We start from the raw sequence: 14,403 nt of genomic DNA, 5'->3' as shown, positions 1-14,403 counted from the left end.
CGAACGGACTTCCGCGGGACGCAGCGGCACCTCGTCGGTGCGGCCGCGGAGGGCGTCGATCACCAGCACGCGTCCGAGCAGCGGGTCGCCGACGCCCGTGATGAGCTTGATGGCCTCGGTGGCCAGGAGTGCACCGACCTGCAGGCAGAGGGCGCCGAGCACGCCGACCTGTGCGCAGGTCGGGGCCTCGCGTCCGGCATCCGGCGGGTAGAGATCGGCGAGGCGGACGGGCACCACGCCGGCGGGCGGCGCCGACCAGAAGACCGTCGCCTGCGCGTGGAACTCCTGCACGACGCCCCACACGAGCGGAACGCCGAGGTCCTCGCATGCGGCGGCCACGGCCTCGCGGGTCTCGAACGTGTCGGTGCCGTCGATGACGACGTGCGCGCCGGCGAGCAGGTCACGGGCATTGGCGGGCGTGAGTACGGCCTGCACCGGCCGCACGAGGGTGGTGGGCGAGAGGTCGGCGGCGATGCGCACGGCGGACTCCACCTTGGCGGCACCGACGTCGCCCACACGGTGCATCACCTGCCGTTGGAGGTTGGATGCCTCGACCAGGTCGTCGTCGATCACCGTGAGGGTGCCGACCCCGGCGGCCGTCAGCGCCAGCACGGCGGGGGAGCCGAGGCCCCCCGCACCGACGACAGCGACGTGGGCGGCGGCGAGGCGGCGCTGCGCGACATCGCCGAAGCCGGCGAGCACGCGGTGCCGCGCGGTGCGCGTGCGTTCGGAATCGCTCAGCTCGGCGAGGGGCTCGACGAGTGGGGGAAAGGCCATATCGACAGGCTACGCCGCGCGCATCGGGGGTCGGGCGCCGCCCGCCCGATCATGTCGGACGCGCCGACGACGGTCGGGGCGGGCAGGGTCAGACGCGCCCGGTCAGGATGAGGTTCCAGTACACCCAGGGCAGAACATGCCGGTCGAAGATCCACGACAGCCGGCTCTCCCGGTACATCCGCCGGAAGAACGGGATGGTCGGCTTCTGCGTGCCCGTGTCGTCGAATTCCGCCCACACGACCGTCGACCGCGAGACCGTGAACGGGCACACCGCGTAGCCGTCGTACCGTGCCTTCGGCTCCTTTCCGCGGAGCACCCTCGTGAGGTTCTTGGCCAGCACCCACGTCTGCTTGCGCAGCGCGCCCCCGCACTTCGAGTTGGTGGTGGCCGCGGCGTCGCCGAGAGCCCACACATGGGGGAATCGCGGATGCCGCAGCGTCCGCGGATCGACCTCCACGAACCCTCCCGACGAGCCCGGCGCCGGCAGCACCGACGCCTTGAGCCAATCCGGTGCGGATTGCGGCGGTTCGACGTTGAGCACGTCGTAGTGCAGATGCTCGGGCCCGTCCGGGCCGCCGATCACGACCTCCTGGGCCGCGGAGTCCACGCGGAGGAGCACCGAGCGGGTGCGCAGCTCGATGCCGTACTCCTCGATCTTGCGCTCGAGCTCGCGATCGAACGGCGGCAGGAACGCGGTCTCGGTCGGCACCACCATCACGACCCGGATCCTGTCCAGCACCCCCGTGGCGCGCCAGTAGTCGCACGCCTGATACATCGGCTTCTGTGCGGCGCCCGCGCAGGAGGCGGGCCCGTCGGGCTGGGTGAACACGACCGTGCCCTCCTTCAGGTCGCGCAGAAGCAGCGACGCCTTCTGCGCCAGCTGGAATTCGTAATGGGATGCCGCCGCCGGCGTCTGCATCGCCTCGGCCAGTCCCGGCACGCGACCCCAGTCGAGCTGGATGCCCGGACACACGATGAGCTGGTCGAAGGTGACGCGGTCACCGCTCTCGAGCACGACGGCGTTCGCGTCGGGCTGGACGGCGGTGACGGCATCCGGGATCCACTCCACCCCTTTGGGCATCACCTCCCGCTGCGGGCGGACGGTGACGCTGGCGCGTGCGGTGCCGCCGGCGACATGCGAGAACAGCGGCTTGTACAGGTGCTCCTCGCGCGGCTCGATGATGGCGATGTCGTCGACGCCGGAGCGGCGCAGTCGCGCGGCGACCGAGATGCCGCCGTTGCCCCCGCCGATCACCAGCACCTGATGGTGCGCCTGCTGCTCGGACATTTTCCCTCCCTCGGATGGCGACACCCGCGACCGCGATCGGCGGCTGTCGCGTCTGAGATCTCCCTGCAGGCGAGATTAGGCAGGCACCCGCAGGTAGCGAGGGGGCTTGCGCAGGGGGCTGCAGTCACACGAAGATGCCGGGTCGGTCCCGTCGGGGGACCGGAAAACGCCCCGACGTGGGCTCAGTCAGAGGATCGCTGGGCCAGACGCCAGCCGCCGACGAACGCGAGCGTGATGAGCCCGAGGCTCAACGCCACGAACCCGAAGATCGTGACGCGGGAGACGAACACGAAGTCCCCGCCCGGCGCGTAGGCGACATCGGCGAGCGGCTGGTACGCGAACCAGCCGAAGGATGCGGGCGTCGAAGCCCCGATGACGATCGCGACCGCACCCGCGAGGAGGAGAACTCCCGCGGTCACCCACCCCGCGAGTTCCTTGCCGCTCGGCTGCGCCATCTTCTGACCCTATCGACCCGTCAGCCCGCCGGAAGCTCCGGTACCGACGCTGGAGGCGCCGGCACGACGCTGCGCAACGACCCTGCGACGACGCGCTGCACGCAAGAGGATGATGGATCCATGCCCGCTGCCCACCGCCCCGGCCTCCGGGTGGGCTCGGGGCTCACCATCCCCGAGTCCGAGCTGACCTGGCGGTTCTCGCGCTCGTCCGGCCCCGGCGGGCAGGGGGTGAACACCGCCGACTCGCGGGCGGAGCTGGTCTGGGATGTGTCCCGCTCTGCCGCGCTGTCGCCGCATCAGCGCGAGAGACTGCTCGCGCGGCTGAGCGCCCGCCTCGTCGACGGAGTGCTGACGATCGCGGCATCCGAGCATCGCGCGCAACTTCGCAACCGGGATGCCGCGCGTGCACGACTCGCCGCCGTCGTCGCCGACGCGCTACGGCCGCCTTCGCCGTCGCGACGACCGACGAGCCCGACCCGGGGCGCCAAGGAGCGGCGCCTGGGCGCGAAGAAGCGGCGCACCGACGTCAAGCGGCTGCGCCGCCCACCGGCCGACTGACGGCGCCGGCGCCGGCACTAGGAGCGGCGCCGGGTGAGGTGGATGTCGACGGAGTCGCCGTCGGTCTTGCCGATCGCCTTTCGGACCTCGGCGTTGATCGGGAGCTTGTGCGTCCCGTCGCCCAGTGCCATGAACGCGCCCTCGAACGGATGCCCGTCCACGGTGCCCGCCACTTTGACGAGTCCGCGGGTGCCGAAGATCGTGGCGGAGTCGGGCAGCTTCACGCAGGTCCAGGTGTCTCCCGGCTGCGCTTTGCCCAGGGTGGCGGTGAAGCGGATGTCCAAGGTCCCGGTCTTGTCCGACATGATGGCTCCCATCTCAGCCGCCGCAGTTGTGAAGAGTATGGCCCCGGCGGCGGCCGTTCACTGGGATGACGATCGAACGCCGTCCCGATCGACAGGCATCGGAGTCAGCAGCTCAATCGGGAACGATGACCACGCTGTGGATCAGGCCGTCACGCAAGGTGAAGCGGAAGGGGCTGGTGCCGTTGAACCCGTTCCCGGTCACCGCCAGATGCACGAGGTAGGTATCCGGCGCCGACTCCTCAGCGATGTCGACGAGCTCGAAGTGCGACTGCTTGCCGATGTTGTCGGTGCGGTCCCACTCTCGGATGCCGTCGTGCCCGTGCGCCACGCGGCCCCAGTCGTCGAGCGAGCCGTCCTCGGTGAAGGCCGCGACGAAGGCCTCGGAGTCGCCGGCGTTCGTGGCGTCGATGAAAGCCGAGATGGGAGCGGGGATGAGTGCCATGCTCCGATCTTGCACCCGTATCGCAGGGAGCGCCCTTCCCAGGATCAGCGGATCCAGAAGTCCTCGGGACGGGCGCCTGGTCGGAATCCGAAGTGCTCGAGCATCGCCGTCGCCTCTGGGAAGTGTGCGGCGAGCATGTCGGGTCCGTGGGCGTCGCTGCCGAAGGTGACCGCGCGCCCGCCTTCCTCCGCCCACCACTGTGGGATCCACGGCCAGAGCCGCCGGGTGTTCATCTCGAGGGCGCGTTCCGACGCCGCGATCGCGCGCATCGCGGCCCGGAACCCGCCCTCGAACCTGCGCGGGTCGAAGGGGCCCGCGGCAGTGACCGGCCAGGAGCGCACGGCGTAGTCGATGTGAGTGAACACCGCGAACGACTCCGACCCGGCAACCATGCGCGGGATCTCCTCGAGGTAGCTCCACATCACGTCGTCCGCCGGCAGGTGGCGGTACAACGTGGTCGGCTCGGTGCGGTCGACGCTGTCGAAGGGGAGCATGTGGAGCGACCCGTTGACCCGATCGAACGTCCCGCTGGAGAGCAGATCGGCGGCGTGCGCGTCGCGGAGGTGGGGTTGTCCGAACTCGACGCCCGTGAGGATGCGCAGTGCGGGGAAGGAATGGCGGCATCGTTCGATCGCCGTGAGATAGCCCTCGACGTCGAACGGGGGCAAGCGCACATGCCCGCTCTCGTCGACGTACTTCTGCGCGTGCTCTCCGATGTCGCCGTCGTCGACTCTCCAGTGGTGCTCGAAGTCGAGGTGCTCGGTGAACACGATCGCCGGGAGTCCGATCCGGACCGCACGTTCGCAGGTGCGGACCATCGAGCCTTGCGAGGCCGGATCCGAGCCGCAGTCCCACGACCACTCGCTGTGCACGTGGGCATCGGCGGGAAGAGTCGCCGTCATCTCGCCGAGAGTACTCCCGGCCGAACCCAGCAACCGCGCGTGCGGCGAAAACAGCGCGCAGAAACCGCATGCGCGGTGATAGCGTGGCGTTATGGCGAGCTACAAGATCTCCGAGGCGGCGCGGCTGCTCGCGGTGAGCGACGACACCGTCCGCCGGTGGATCGATGCGGGCACGCTGCCGACGACGGGGGCATCGCCCGTCGAGATCCCGGGCGACGCGCTCGCCGCCCGCGCCGTCGAGCTGGCCGCAGCGCCCGGCGATCCTGCCGACGTGCTCTCGAGTGCACGCAACCGCTTCGTCGGGCTCGTCACACGGGTGCAGATCGACGGCGTCATGGCTCAGGTCGACATCCAGTCCGGTCCGCACCGCGTGGTCTCGCTCATGTCGTCCGAGGCGGTGCGCGAGCTGGGCCTCGAACCCGGCTCGCTCGCCGTCGCCGTGGTCAAGGCGACCACGGTCATCGTCGAGACCCCGAAGGCCTGACGTGCCCCACGGGGCCACCATTCGCGCCGCAGCGGTCCTTGCCGCTCTCGTGCTCGGACTCGCCGGCTGCGCCACGGGCGTCGACCGGGATCCTGACGCCACATCGCCGGCGACGACCGCGGCGGAGCCCGAGCTGACCGGAGAACTGACGGTGTACGCGGCCGCGTCGCTGCAGGCGGCGTTCGACGAGCTGGCGACGCAGTTCGCGCAGCGGCATCCGTCACTCCACGTACGGCCCGTCACCTACGACGGCTCGTCCACCCTGGCGACGCAGATCATCGAGGGAGCCCCCGCCGATGTCTTCGCGTCCGCGGACGAGCCGAACATGCAGAAGGTCGTCGACGCGGGCCTCGCGAGCGATCCCGAGCTTTTCGCGACGAACACGCTGACGCTCGTGGTCCCCGCGGGCAATCGCGGTGGGATCGACGACCTCGACGACCTCTCGGCTCCCGACCGGACCGTGGTGCTGTGCGCCGCCGAGGTGCCGTGCGGGGCGGCATCCGCGACGCTCCTCTCGAGCGCCGGCGTCGAGCCGAGCGTCGACAGCTACGAGCAGAACGTCACCGCCGTCCTCACGAAGGTCGCAGCCGGAGAGGCCGACGCGGGGCTGGTGTACGTGACGGATGCCTCGACCACGAGTGCCGTCGACGCGATCGACGTGCCGGGCGCCGACGACGTCGTGAACCGGTATCCGGTCGTCGCGCTGAACGATGGCGCGAACCCGGAGGCGGCTGACGCGTTCGTCGCGTTCGTGCTCGGCGACGAGGGCCGACGCGTGCTCTCGGCTCTCGGATTCGGAGCGCCGTGACGGTCGCCGCGGCACGCGATGTGCGTACGCACGAGGAGCGCGCCGGATTCGTGCCGCGCGTTCTCGCCGTGCCGGCCGTGATCGGGCTCGCTCTGCTCGTGCTGCCCCTCGGCGCCCTCGTGCTGCGCGTGGAATGGTCGACGCTGTGGACAGACGTCACCTCGCCGCAGGCGCTGTCGGCGCTCGGCCTCTCGCTGGCCACCGGCGCCGTCGCCACGCTCGTCTGCGTGGTCCTCGGCGTGCCGCTCGCGCTCCTCATCGCCCGGAGCACGGTGCGGACGGCAGCGGTGCTGCGGGCCCTCGTGACGGTGCCGCTCGTGCTGCCGCCGATGGTCGGCGGGGTCGCGATGCTGTTCCTGTTCGGCCGCACCAGCTGGCTGGGCGGGATCCTCGCGGAGTGGGGCATCCGCATCCCGTTCACCACCACCGCCGTGGTCCTGGCGCAGACCTTCGTCGCTCTGCCGTTCCTCGTGCTCGCGCTCGAAGGAGCGTTGCGCTCCACCGGCACCGGTTTCGAGCAGGCGGCGGCGGGCCTGGGCGCGGGACGATGGACGATCCTCGCCCGCGTGACCCTGCCGCTCGCGGCACCCGGCCTCGTCGCGGGCATCGTGCTGTGCTTCGCCCGCGCGATCGGCGAGTTCGGTGCGACGGCCCTCTTCGCCGGAAACGCTCCCGGCGTGACGCAGACCATGCCGCTCGCGATCTACACGGCGTTCAACGGCGCCGGCGTCTCGCAGGGAACCGCGGTGGCTCTCTCGCTGCTGCTGCTCGTCACCGCCGTCGGCGTGCTGCTGCTCGTGCGCGCCTGGCGCGCGGAGGCCCCGCGATGAGCGCTGCGGCGGACGACGATGCCGCCACCGTCGCCGCGAAGGGACTCGAGGCCCGCGTCCGCGTGGATCGCGGCGGGTTCGCGCTGGACGTGGCCCTGCGCGTGCCGGCGGGCGAGGTCGTCGCCCTCATGGGCCCGAGCGGCGCCGGCAAGTCGACGCTGCTCGGCGTCCTCGCCGGCCTGACGGGGTTCGACGAGGGCGAGGTCCGGCTGCACGGCCGGCTGCTCGACTGGCGCGCCTCTGACGGCTCCACCGCGCGCCGCACGGCGCCGGCGGCGCGCGGGGTCGTGCTGCTCGGGCAGGATCCGCGCCTGTTCCCGCATCTCAGCGCGCACGACAACGTGGCGTTCGGGCTGCGCGTGCACGGCGCCACGAAGACCGCGGCGGCGGCCGGAGCCGCGAATTGGCTTCGACGTGTCGGGCTGGAGGGCCTCGGCGAACGGCGGCCCGCGCAGCTGTCGGGCGGGCAGCAGCAGCGCGTCGCGCTGGCGCGGGCGCTCGCGACGTCGCCCGCTGCGATCCTGCTCGACGAGCCGCTCACGTCGCTCGACACCGAGACCGCCGGCGACGTGCGCGCCCTGCTGCACCAGCAGATCGCGGCGACGCACACGACGGCCGTCGTCGCGACCCACGATGCGGTCGACGCGGTCGCGCTCGCGAGCCGCCTCGTCGTGCTCGAAGACGGCCGCGTCACGCAGACCGGGCCGGTGCGCGAGGTGCTCGCCTCTCCGGCGACCCGGTTCGCCGCCGCGGTGGCGGGACTCAACCGCGTCGTCGGAACGGCGGAGACTGCGCACGGGCCGCGCGAGGGGTCCGACGCACCGGCACCCGCGACCTGGCGCGCCGGAGGCCTCGTGCTGCCCTGCCCGGCGCACCCCGCGGGCCCGAGCGCCGCGGTGTTCCGCCCGGGCGACGTGCGGATCATCGACGGACCGGTGCGCGAGCCGGGTGAGTGGACCGCACGCATCGTGCGGCTCGAGCAGACGCCCGCCGGCGTCCGTGTGCGCACCGCCCATCCTGATGTCGCCGTCGATGTCGCGGCGGACCGCGCGGCAGGTCTGGCCGCGAACGAGACGGTCGCGCTGCGACTGGATCCAGCCGACGTGCGCTTCGTCGCCGCGATCCAGGACGTTTCTCATAGACTCGCCCGGTGACGCGTATCCGCCCCTTCCGCCCCGGTGACGAACCCGCTCTCGTCGACATCTGCCTGAAGACAGCGGATGCCGGAGCCGACGCCACAGGCATCCTCGACGACGACGATCTCTGGGCCGAGATCTTCGTCCTGCCCTACGTGGCGCGTCACCCCGAGTTCGCCTTCGTGGTCGAAGCGGACGACGGCCGCGTTGTCGGCTACACCGTGGGTGCCCCCGACTCCGCGGCGTTCGAGGAGTGGTTCGCGACCGAGTGGTGGCCGCGGCACGCCGAGCGCTGGCCGCGACCGCAGGGCGGTCAGACGGCCACCGCCTCGCGGCAGGACGGCATCCTCCGCTACGCGTATTCCCGCGCGGGTGGTGCCCAGCCGTTCGGCGACGAGTACCCGGCGCACCTGCACATCGACCTGCTGCCCGAGACGCAGGGCCAGGGCCTCGGCCGCCGGCTCATCGAGACGCTCGAAGCAGCCCTTCGAGAGGCGGGGGTGACCGGCCTTCACCTGGTGGCTTCGGCCGACAACACCGGCGCCATCGCGTTCTATCCCCGCGTCGGATTCGAGCCGCTCCCGTCGCCCGCGGGCACGCAGGTCTTCGCGACGCGCCTCTGAACTACGCGACGGCCGGCCCCGCGTCAACCCATCCGGGTGCGGGGCGTGCGCGCGTAGTCTGCCCCCGTGGACGATGTCTCGGCGCCGACCGGCCGTGAGCCGGCACTGCTAGCGCTGCCGCGCCCTGACGGCACGGCGCCGCGCGCGCTCGTGCTCGGGGCGACGGGGTACATCGGCGGGCGGCTGGTGCCGCGGCTGCTGAATGCCGGCTACGAGGTCCGTGTCCTGGCGCGCGACCCCGCGCGGGCGGCGGCGTTCCCGTGGGGCGAGCGTGTCGAGATCGTCCGCGGCGACGCAGCCGACGAACGCGCGGTCGGCGAGGCCGTGCGCGACGTCGACGTGGTCTTCTACCTCGTCCACTCGATGTCGGGCGGCAGGCGGTTCGCCGACACCGACCGGCGCGCTGCCGAGACGGTCACGAACGCGGCGGCCGCGGCATCCGTGGGTCGCATCGTGTATCTCGGCGGTCTGCACCCGACCGGGGTGACGCTCTCGCCGCACCTGCAGTCGCGTGTCGAGGTCGGGCGGACGTTCCTCGAGAGCGGCGTCCCGACGATCGTGCTGCAGGCGGGCGTCGTGATCGGGTCGGGGTCGGCGTCGTTCGAGATGGTGCGCCATCTCACCGAGGTGCTGCCGTACATGCCCGCGCCGAGGTGGGTGCGCAACCGCATCCAGCCCATCGCCGTGCGCGACGTGCTGCACTACCTGCTCGGCGCCGCACGGCTGCCGGCCGACGTGAACCGCGCCGTCGACGTCGGGGGCCCCGACGTGCTGCGGTACGGGCAGATGATGAACGGCTACGCCGTCGAGGCCGGGTTGCGCCAGCGCGCGATCGCCGCGCTCCCGGTGCTGACGCCACGACTGGCCTCGCACTGGGTGAACCTCGTGACGCCGATTCCGCGCGCGATCGCGCGACCGCTCGTCGAGTCGCTCCAGAACGAGTGCATCGTGAAGGACCACGGGATCGACGAGCTCATCCCGCCACCGGAGGGCGGTCTCACCCCGTACCGCACGGCGGTGCGGCTGGCGCTGGGCAAGCTCGAGACCGACGCGATCGAGACCAGCTGGCAGGATGCCGGCGTGCTCGACGCCCCGAGCGACCCGCTGCCGAACGACCCCGACTGGGCGGGTCGCGTGGTGTTCAGCGACGTCCGCGCGGCACACACCCCGGCATCTCCCGATGCGCTGTGGCGCGTCATCGTGGGGATCGGCGGAGAGAACGGGTGGTACTCGTCGCCGCTGCTGTGGGCGGTGCGCGGCTGGATGGATCGTCTCGTCGGGGGCATCGGGCTCGCGCGCGGGCGACGCAGCCGTGACCGGCTCGCGGTGGGCGATGCGCTCGACTTCTGGCGGGTCGAAGCGCTGGAACCGGGACGGATGCTGCGCCTCCGGGCCGAGATGAAGGTCCCGGGTCTCGCCTGGCTCGAGCTGCGCGCGTCGGCCGACGAGGAGCGCGGCGGCTCACGCTACGACCAGCGCGCGGTGTTCTTCCCGCGGGGACTGGCGGGACGACTGTACTGGCTCGCCGTCCTGCCGTTCCACGGGTTCATCTTCGCGGGGATGGCACGGCGCATCACGGCGACCGCCGCGGCGAGCGGTGGCGCCGACGCGGCCTGATCCGTGTGGCGGGTGGTGCGTCACGCCGTGAGGACGGCAGGGCGCGTCAGGCCGTGAGGATCGGGTGGTGCGACACGAGGCGATCCAGCACCGAGCCCGGTGGCACCGCGTCGTACTTGTAGCTGAGCTTCTGCACGATCGACGCCCCTGCGACGAAGCGGAGCGCGTCGGGGTCCCACGGCTGCATCATGCCGAGCTGCAGCAGGTGGCTGGCGGCACTCGACAGCGGGGGCGCGGCCTCCCATTGTCCGTGGAACTCAGGCACGAGATCGAGGAGCACCTCGAAGATGCGGTGGTAGAGGAAGTAGTCCGGGATGCCGCCGCCCGACTCCCACCAGGCCTGCAGCGCGAGCCGCTGCAGGCGGATGAGCGGGGTCGCCGGCACGGCGGCGATGAACCAGTTGCCGATCTGGCGGCGGGTCCAGCGGGGATACAGGGCACGGGCGGTGAGCAGAGGTGCGACCGCCTGGGGGAGCGGGGCGGGCGCCCAGCAGGTGGCGTCGACCCAGATGCCGCCGAGACGATCGAGCACGCTGATGCGGACGAAGTCCGAGAAGTGCGCGGGGTGATCCTTCTCGAGGGCGGCGGCCACGGCATCCGGGATCTCCACGAGCTCGCGCGCCGACGTGCCGTCGAGCACGGTCAGCGGTGTCGGGAGGTCGTCGTGGAGGCGGGACATCTCGCCGACGCAGGCCTGCACGAGCGGGGGCGCGGCGTCCAGCGGCGAGTTCCAGAACGTGTAGAGGTTCAGCGCCGACGGATCGACGCGTCCGCCGTCGCGGTGCGCGAGGAGCCTGCCGTCCTTGCGCGTGCCGGCGTGCTCCGGCAGGCCGGCGGCGATCCGCAGCTCGGGCAGGCGCGGGCGGAGGAACTCGGTGAACGTGCGGTACGCGGCGATCGCGGCCACCGGGTCGACGCTGTCACGGAACCGGTCGGCGCGCTTCAGCTGCGCCTCGAGACCCTCGAACGGGTTCGGGATGCCGTCGCTCACGGTCAGAGCCTAGGGCGTGGTCCGCTGGACCGTGTGGATCCCGTGGCGTCGGGATACGCGACCGGCCGCATCCGTCACACCGGGATGCGGCCGTCCTCGAGGCGCACCACACGGTCGACGAGCCCGTCGGGTACGGCGACGTGCGAGATCAGCACCACCGCCTGGTCGTCGCGCACCGCGCTCAACAGGTCGACGAGCAGCCGATCGGATGCCTCGGGGTCGACGCCGGCGGTCGGCTCGTCGAGCACCAGCACGGGGAATCCGCGCAGCAGCGCCCGGGCCAGCGCGATGCGCTGCGCCTGACCGCCCGAGACGAGGGCGCCTCGTTCACCGACGCGGGCGCCGAGTCCGCCGCGCTCACGCAGCCAGGCGTCGAGCCCGACGCGGGCGAGCGCCGCCTCGAGCTCGGCATCCGTCGCCGTATCGCGCGCGAACAGCAGGTTCTGCCGGATGTCCTCGTCGAAGAGCATCGGATGCTGCTCGCACAGCCCGACGGTCAGCCGCACGTCGTCAGGGGACAGGTCGTGGACCGAACGGCTCCCGATGTCGTAGCGGCCGTCGGTGTCGAGGAACCGCACCAGGGCGTGGGCGAGCGTGCTCTTGCCCGCGCCGCTCGCCCCCATGACGAGGACGCGCTCGCGCGGACGGATCGCGAGGTCGATGTCGTGCAGCGAGACCTGCGCGGCACCCGGCCAGCGAACTTCTGCGGCGCGCAGGCGGATGCCGTCGCCGAGCGCGGGAGCCTCACCGGTGGGCGCAACGGTCTCGGGCGCGAGCTCCGCCGGGGGCGTCGCGGGCAGCGCGCCCGCGACGCGCTCGGCCGAAGCCCGCACCTGCCGCCACGCGGAAGCCGCCATGGGGACGGCCGCGAACACCTCGAAGACCGCCATCGGCACCAGCACGACCACGGCGAGGGATGGGCCGGGAAGGGCGCCGGATGCCGCACCCGGCGCAGCCGCCAGCACCGCCGTGATCGAGGCCGCACCGGCCAGGAGCGAGACGAGGGCGGCTGTGCCGGCCTGGGCACCGGAGCGGCGGACCACCGCGCGGCGAAGGTCGGCGTCGGCGCGGGCGATGCGCTCTCGGCTCTGCGCCTCGGCGCCGAAGGCGGCGAGCACCTCGAGGCTGCCGATGTGGTCGAGCACCGCGTCGGCGAGGGCCGCCCGCAGCGGTGCGATGTCGCGTTCGGCGCGCCCGCCCGACATCCATCCCCACAGCGTCGCGATCGCCGCCGCGACGACGAGGCAGGCGAGCAGGGTCAGCGCCGCCGGCCACCACACGAACGCCACGAGCACGACGGCGCCGACCGCCACGAGGGCCGACGACACGAGCGGCTGCACGACCCGCAGCGGAAGGTTCTGCAGTTCGTCGACGTCGTCCACGAGCGCCCCGAGCACCGAGCCGCGGCGGGTGCGCGTGAGCCCGTCGGGTGCCAGCGGCACCAGCCGCCGCACGAGGTCGGCGCGGGTCGACGCGAGCTGCCGCAGCGCGGCATCATGGCCGGTGAGTCGTTCGAGGTAGCGGAAGGCGGCGCGCGCGATGGCGAAGAACCGCACGCCGACCACCGCCGCCGACAGGTAGAGCACCGGCGGCTGCTCGCTCGCGCGCACGATGAGCCACGCGCTCACTGCGAGCAGCGCCACGGCCGATGCCTCCGAGGCGAAGCCGGCCGCCAGCGCCCACCAGAACCTCCGCGCCGGCGGCATCGCGCCGCGCAGCACCTGTGTGGCGCTCACGGACCCGCCCGCGCCGTCGCGCCCGCTCATGCGTGCACCTCGGCGGGCTCGAGACGGATCACGGCGTCGGCGATCGCGCGGGCGCTGGTGCGGTGCGAGACCAGGAGCACCGTCGCGCCGGCGTCGGCGAGCGTCCGGGCGCTCCGCCACAGCCGCCCCTCGGTCTCGGGATCCAGCGCCGAGCTCGGCTCGTCGAGCGCGATCACCGGCGCGTTCCCGCGCAGGTGCCGGTACAGCGCGCGGGCGACGGCCACGCGCTGAGCCTGTCCGCCCGAGAGGCCGGCGCCCTGCACGCCGAGTTCGACAGCGGGATCGAGGGTTCCCGCGCACGCGAGGTCCAGTGCGCGCCGCACGATCTCGGCATCGGGCGCCGGGTCGCCGAGGCTGACGTTGTCGGCGATCGTGCCGGCGAGCAGGCCGGGGCGCTGACCCGCCCACGCGAGCCACGCGGCCGGTGCGAGGTCACGCACATCGACGCCGTTCCAGGTCGCTGCGCCGTCGAAGACCGCTGCGCCGCGCAGGGCGGCCAAGACGCTGGACTTGCCGGCGCCGCTCGGTCCCTCGACGAGGGTGACGGTCCCCGGGGCGGCCGTCAGATCGACGGGCTGCAGCTGGCGTTCCCCGCGTCGTACGCGCACGCCGTCCAGGACGAGCACTCCGTCGCGGGACGCGCCTGACCACTCGTCGTCCACGGCACGGCGGGCGACCTCGTCCGCACGCGTTGGCGTGCGCCGCCGCGCCGCGTCCAGCACGTCGAACACGTCGTCCGTGGCGGCGATGCCCTCGGCCGCCGCGTGGAACTGCACGCCCACCTGCCGCAGCGGCAGATACGCCTCGGGCGCCAGCAGCAGCACGAACAGGCCGACGGCCAGGGTGAGCGACCCGTCGATGAGCCGGAATCCGATGGACACGGCGACGATCGCGACCGAGATCGACGCGAGGAACTCCAGCGCGAACCCCGAGAGGAAGGACACGCGCAGCACGCGCATCGTCTCGCGGCGGTAGTCGTCGGTGACGCGCTCGATGGACGCCGCCGCGCGATGCTGGCGGCCGAAGACCTTGAGCGTCGACAGCCCCTGCACGGTGTCGGCGAAGCGCGACGCGAGACGCTGCAGCGTCTGCCACTGCCGCTGCTGCACGGAGCGCGTCGCGAGACCTATGAGCACCATGAAGATCGGAATGAGGGGGAGGGTCAGCAGGACCGTCAGCCCCGAGATCCAGTCCTGCCACCACATCACCGCGACGATCAGCGGCGTCGCCACCACCGTCTGCACCAGCTGCGGCAGGTAGCGGCCGAAGTAGGCCTCGAGGGCGTCGAGACCGCGCCCCGCGGTGATCGCCAGCGCGGCGGAGTTGCGGACTCCGAGCCACTCGGGCCCGAGTGCGCCGATCGCCGCGACGAGCGCCGTGCGCAGCTGCGTCTGCACCCGCGCGGCGGCGTGGGCGGCGAC

At 72.6% G+C, this 14,403-nt stretch carries 16 protein-coding genes; 7 read left to right on the top strand and 9 right to left on the bottom strand.

What is annotated here, in order from left to right; genetic code table 11:
* The 3 genes from VIP82_RS01930 to VIP82_RS01920 form a co-directional block, all read right to left on the bottom strand.
* A partial coding sequence (locus VIP82_RS01930) for a HesA/MoeB/ThiF family protein (RefSeq protein WP_331905614.1) occupies positions 1 to 777 on the bottom strand: 777 nt, incomplete at its 3' end.
* 88 nt (positions 778 to 865) lie between these two features.
* Positions 866 to 2,065 carry an NAD(P)/FAD-dependent oxidoreductase gene (locus tag VIP82_RS01925; protein ID WP_331905613.1) on the bottom strand — a complete coding sequence of 400 codons (1,200 nt, stop codon included), beginning with the start codon at positions 2,063 to 2,065 and terminating at the stop codon, positions 866 to 868.
* Positions 2,066 to 2,247: 182 nt separating this feature from the next.
* A complete protein-coding gene (locus VIP82_RS01920; RefSeq protein WP_331905612.1) occupies positions 2,248 to 2,520 on the bottom strand; it encodes a hypothetical protein in 273 nt (90 codons plus the stop codon).
* A gap of 120 nt (positions 2,521 to 2,640) precedes the next feature.
* Between VIP82_RS01920 and arfB the strand changes: the two genes are divergently transcribed.
* A complete protein-coding gene (arfB, locus tag VIP82_RS01915) occupies positions 2,641 to 3,078 on the top strand; it encodes an alternative ribosome rescue aminoacyl-tRNA hydrolase ArfB (protein WP_331905611.1) in 438 nt (145 codons plus the stop codon).
* Positions 3,079 to 3,095: 17 nt separating this feature from the next.
* Here the strand turns inward: arfB and VIP82_RS01910 are convergent, their stop codons facing one another.
* The 3 genes from VIP82_RS01910 to VIP82_RS01900 all read right to left on the bottom strand — a co-directional run bounded on the left by VIP82_RS01910 (position 3,096) and on the right by VIP82_RS01900 (position 4,727).
* Positions 3,096 to 3,383, bottom strand: a complete 288-nt coding sequence (locus tag VIP82_RS01910; protein ID WP_331905610.1) for a DUF1905 domain-containing protein — start codon at positions 3,381 to 3,383, stop codon at positions 3,096 to 3,098.
* A 112-nt stretch (positions 3,384 to 3,495) separates the two neighbouring features.
* A complete protein-coding gene (locus tag VIP82_RS01905; protein ID WP_331905609.1) occupies positions 3,496 to 3,825 on the bottom strand; it encodes a nuclear transport factor 2 family protein in 330 nt (109 codons plus the stop codon).
* A gap of 44 nt (positions 3,826 to 3,869) precedes the next feature.
* Positions 3,870 to 4,727 carry a PHP domain-containing protein gene (locus VIP82_RS01900; protein WP_331905608.1) on the bottom strand — a complete coding sequence of 286 codons (858 nt, stop codon included), beginning with the start codon at positions 4,725 to 4,727 and terminating at the stop codon, positions 3,870 to 3,872.
* A 91-nt stretch (positions 4,728 to 4,818) separates the two neighbouring features.
* Here VIP82_RS01900 and VIP82_RS01895 point away from each other — a divergent pair, with 91 nt between their 5' ends.
* The 6 genes from VIP82_RS01895 to VIP82_RS01870 all read left to right on the top strand — a co-directional run bounded on the left by VIP82_RS01895 (position 4,819) and on the right by VIP82_RS01870 (position 10,225).
* Complete coding sequence (locus VIP82_RS01895; RefSeq protein ID WP_331905607.1) at positions 4,819 to 5,211, top strand: TOBE domain-containing protein; 393 nt, start codon at positions 4,819 to 4,821, stop codon at positions 5,209 to 5,211.
* Between the two features lies 1 nt (position 5,212).
* Complete coding sequence (modA, locus tag VIP82_RS01890) at positions 5,213 to 6,019, top strand: molybdate ABC transporter substrate-binding protein (protein ID WP_331905606.1); 807 nt, start codon at positions 5,213 to 5,215, stop codon at positions 6,017 to 6,019.
* Positions 6,016 to 6,849, top strand: coding sequence for an ABC transporter permease (locus tag VIP82_RS01885; protein ID WP_331905605.1), 834 nt, complete (start codon positions 6,016 to 6,018; stop codon positions 6,847 to 6,849). The genes modA and VIP82_RS01885 overlap by 4 nt, the downstream gene beginning before the upstream one ends.
* The gene (locus VIP82_RS01880; RefSeq protein ID WP_331905604.1) at positions 6,846 to 8,003 is read left to right on the top strand and encodes a sulfate/molybdate ABC transporter ATP-binding protein; all 1,158 of its coding nucleotides are present in this window, start codon (positions 6,846 to 6,848) and stop codon (positions 8,001 to 8,003) included. Before VIP82_RS01885 ends, VIP82_RS01880 begins: the two co-directional genes overlap by 4 nt.
* A complete protein-coding gene (locus tag VIP82_RS01875) occupies positions 8,000 to 8,608 on the top strand; it encodes a GNAT family N-acetyltransferase (protein WP_331905603.1) in 609 nt (202 codons plus the stop codon). Before VIP82_RS01880 ends, VIP82_RS01875 begins: the two co-directional genes overlap by 4 nt.
* 66 nt (positions 8,609 to 8,674) lie before the next feature.
* Positions 8,675 to 10,225, top strand: a complete 1,551-nt coding sequence (locus VIP82_RS01870; RefSeq protein ID WP_331905602.1) for an SDR family oxidoreductase — start codon at positions 8,675 to 8,677, stop codon at positions 10,223 to 10,225.
* A gap of 46 nt (positions 10,226 to 10,271) precedes the next feature.
* On the opposite strand, the gene VIP82_RS01865 is transcribed toward VIP82_RS01870, so the two are convergent.
* The 3 genes from VIP82_RS01865 to cydD form a co-directional block, all read right to left on the bottom strand.
* Entirely contained in the window at positions 10,272 to 11,216 is a 945-nt protein-coding gene (locus VIP82_RS01865; protein ID WP_331905601.1) for a capsular polysaccharide synthesis protein, read from the bottom strand.
* A gap of 74 nt (positions 11,217 to 11,290) precedes the next feature.
* Positions 11,291 to 12,982, bottom strand: a complete 1,692-nt coding sequence (gene cydC, locus VIP82_RS01860; RefSeq protein WP_331905600.1) for a thiol reductant ABC exporter subunit CydC — start codon at positions 12,980 to 12,982, stop codon at positions 11,291 to 11,293.
* Positions 12,979 to 14,403 (bottom strand): thiol reductant ABC exporter subunit CydD (gene cydD / locus VIP82_RS01855; RefSeq protein WP_331905599.1); only part of this gene is annotated, 1,425 nt, incomplete at its 5' end. The genes cydD and cydC, both read right to left, overlap by 4 nt.

The sequence above is a fragment of the Microbacterium sp. genome (assembly GCF_036566905.1).
Taxonomy (GTDB): Bacteria; Actinomycetota; Actinomycetes; order Actinomycetales; family Microbacteriaceae; genus Microbacterium.
Note: the sequence above shows the minus strand (reverse complement) of the source record. Positions and strands in the feature narration are given on the sequence as shown.

Bases quoted from the DNA above. Each gene is read 5' to 3' on its own strand.
- VIP82_RS01925 (WP_331905613.1), bottom strand. From the start codon at position 2,065: ATGTCCGAGCAGCAGGCGCACCATCAGGTGCTGGTGATCGGCGGGGGC.
- VIP82_RS01920 (WP_331905612.1), bottom strand. From the start codon at position 2,520: ATGGCGCAGCCGAGCGGCAAGGAACTCGCGGGGTGGGTGACCGCGGGA.
- arfB (WP_331905611.1), top strand. From the start codon at position 2,641: ATGCCCGCTGCCCACCGCCCCGGCCTCCGGGTGGGCTCGGGGCTCACC.
- VIP82_RS01910 (WP_331905610.1), bottom strand. From the start codon at position 3,383: ATGTCGGACAAGACCGGGACCTTGGACATCCGCTTCACCGCCACCCTG.
- VIP82_RS01905 (WP_331905609.1), bottom strand. From the start codon at position 3,825: ATGGCACTCATCCCCGCTCCCATCTCGGCTTTCATCGACGCCACGAAC.
- VIP82_RS01900 (WP_331905608.1), bottom strand. From the start codon at position 4,727: ATGACGGCGACTCTTCCCGCCGATGCCCACGTGCACAGCGAGTGGTCG.
- VIP82_RS01895 (WP_331905607.1), top strand. From the start codon at position 4,819: ATGGCGAGCTACAAGATCTCCGAGGCGGCGCGGCTGCTCGCGGTGAGC.
- VIP82_RS01880 (WP_331905604.1), top strand. From the start codon at position 6,846: ATGAGCGCTGCGGCGGACGACGATGCCGCCACCGTCGCCGCGAAGGGA.
- cydC (WP_331905600.1), bottom strand. From the start codon at position 12,982: ATGAGCGGGCGCGACGGCGCGGGCGGGTCCGTGAGCGCCACACAGGTG.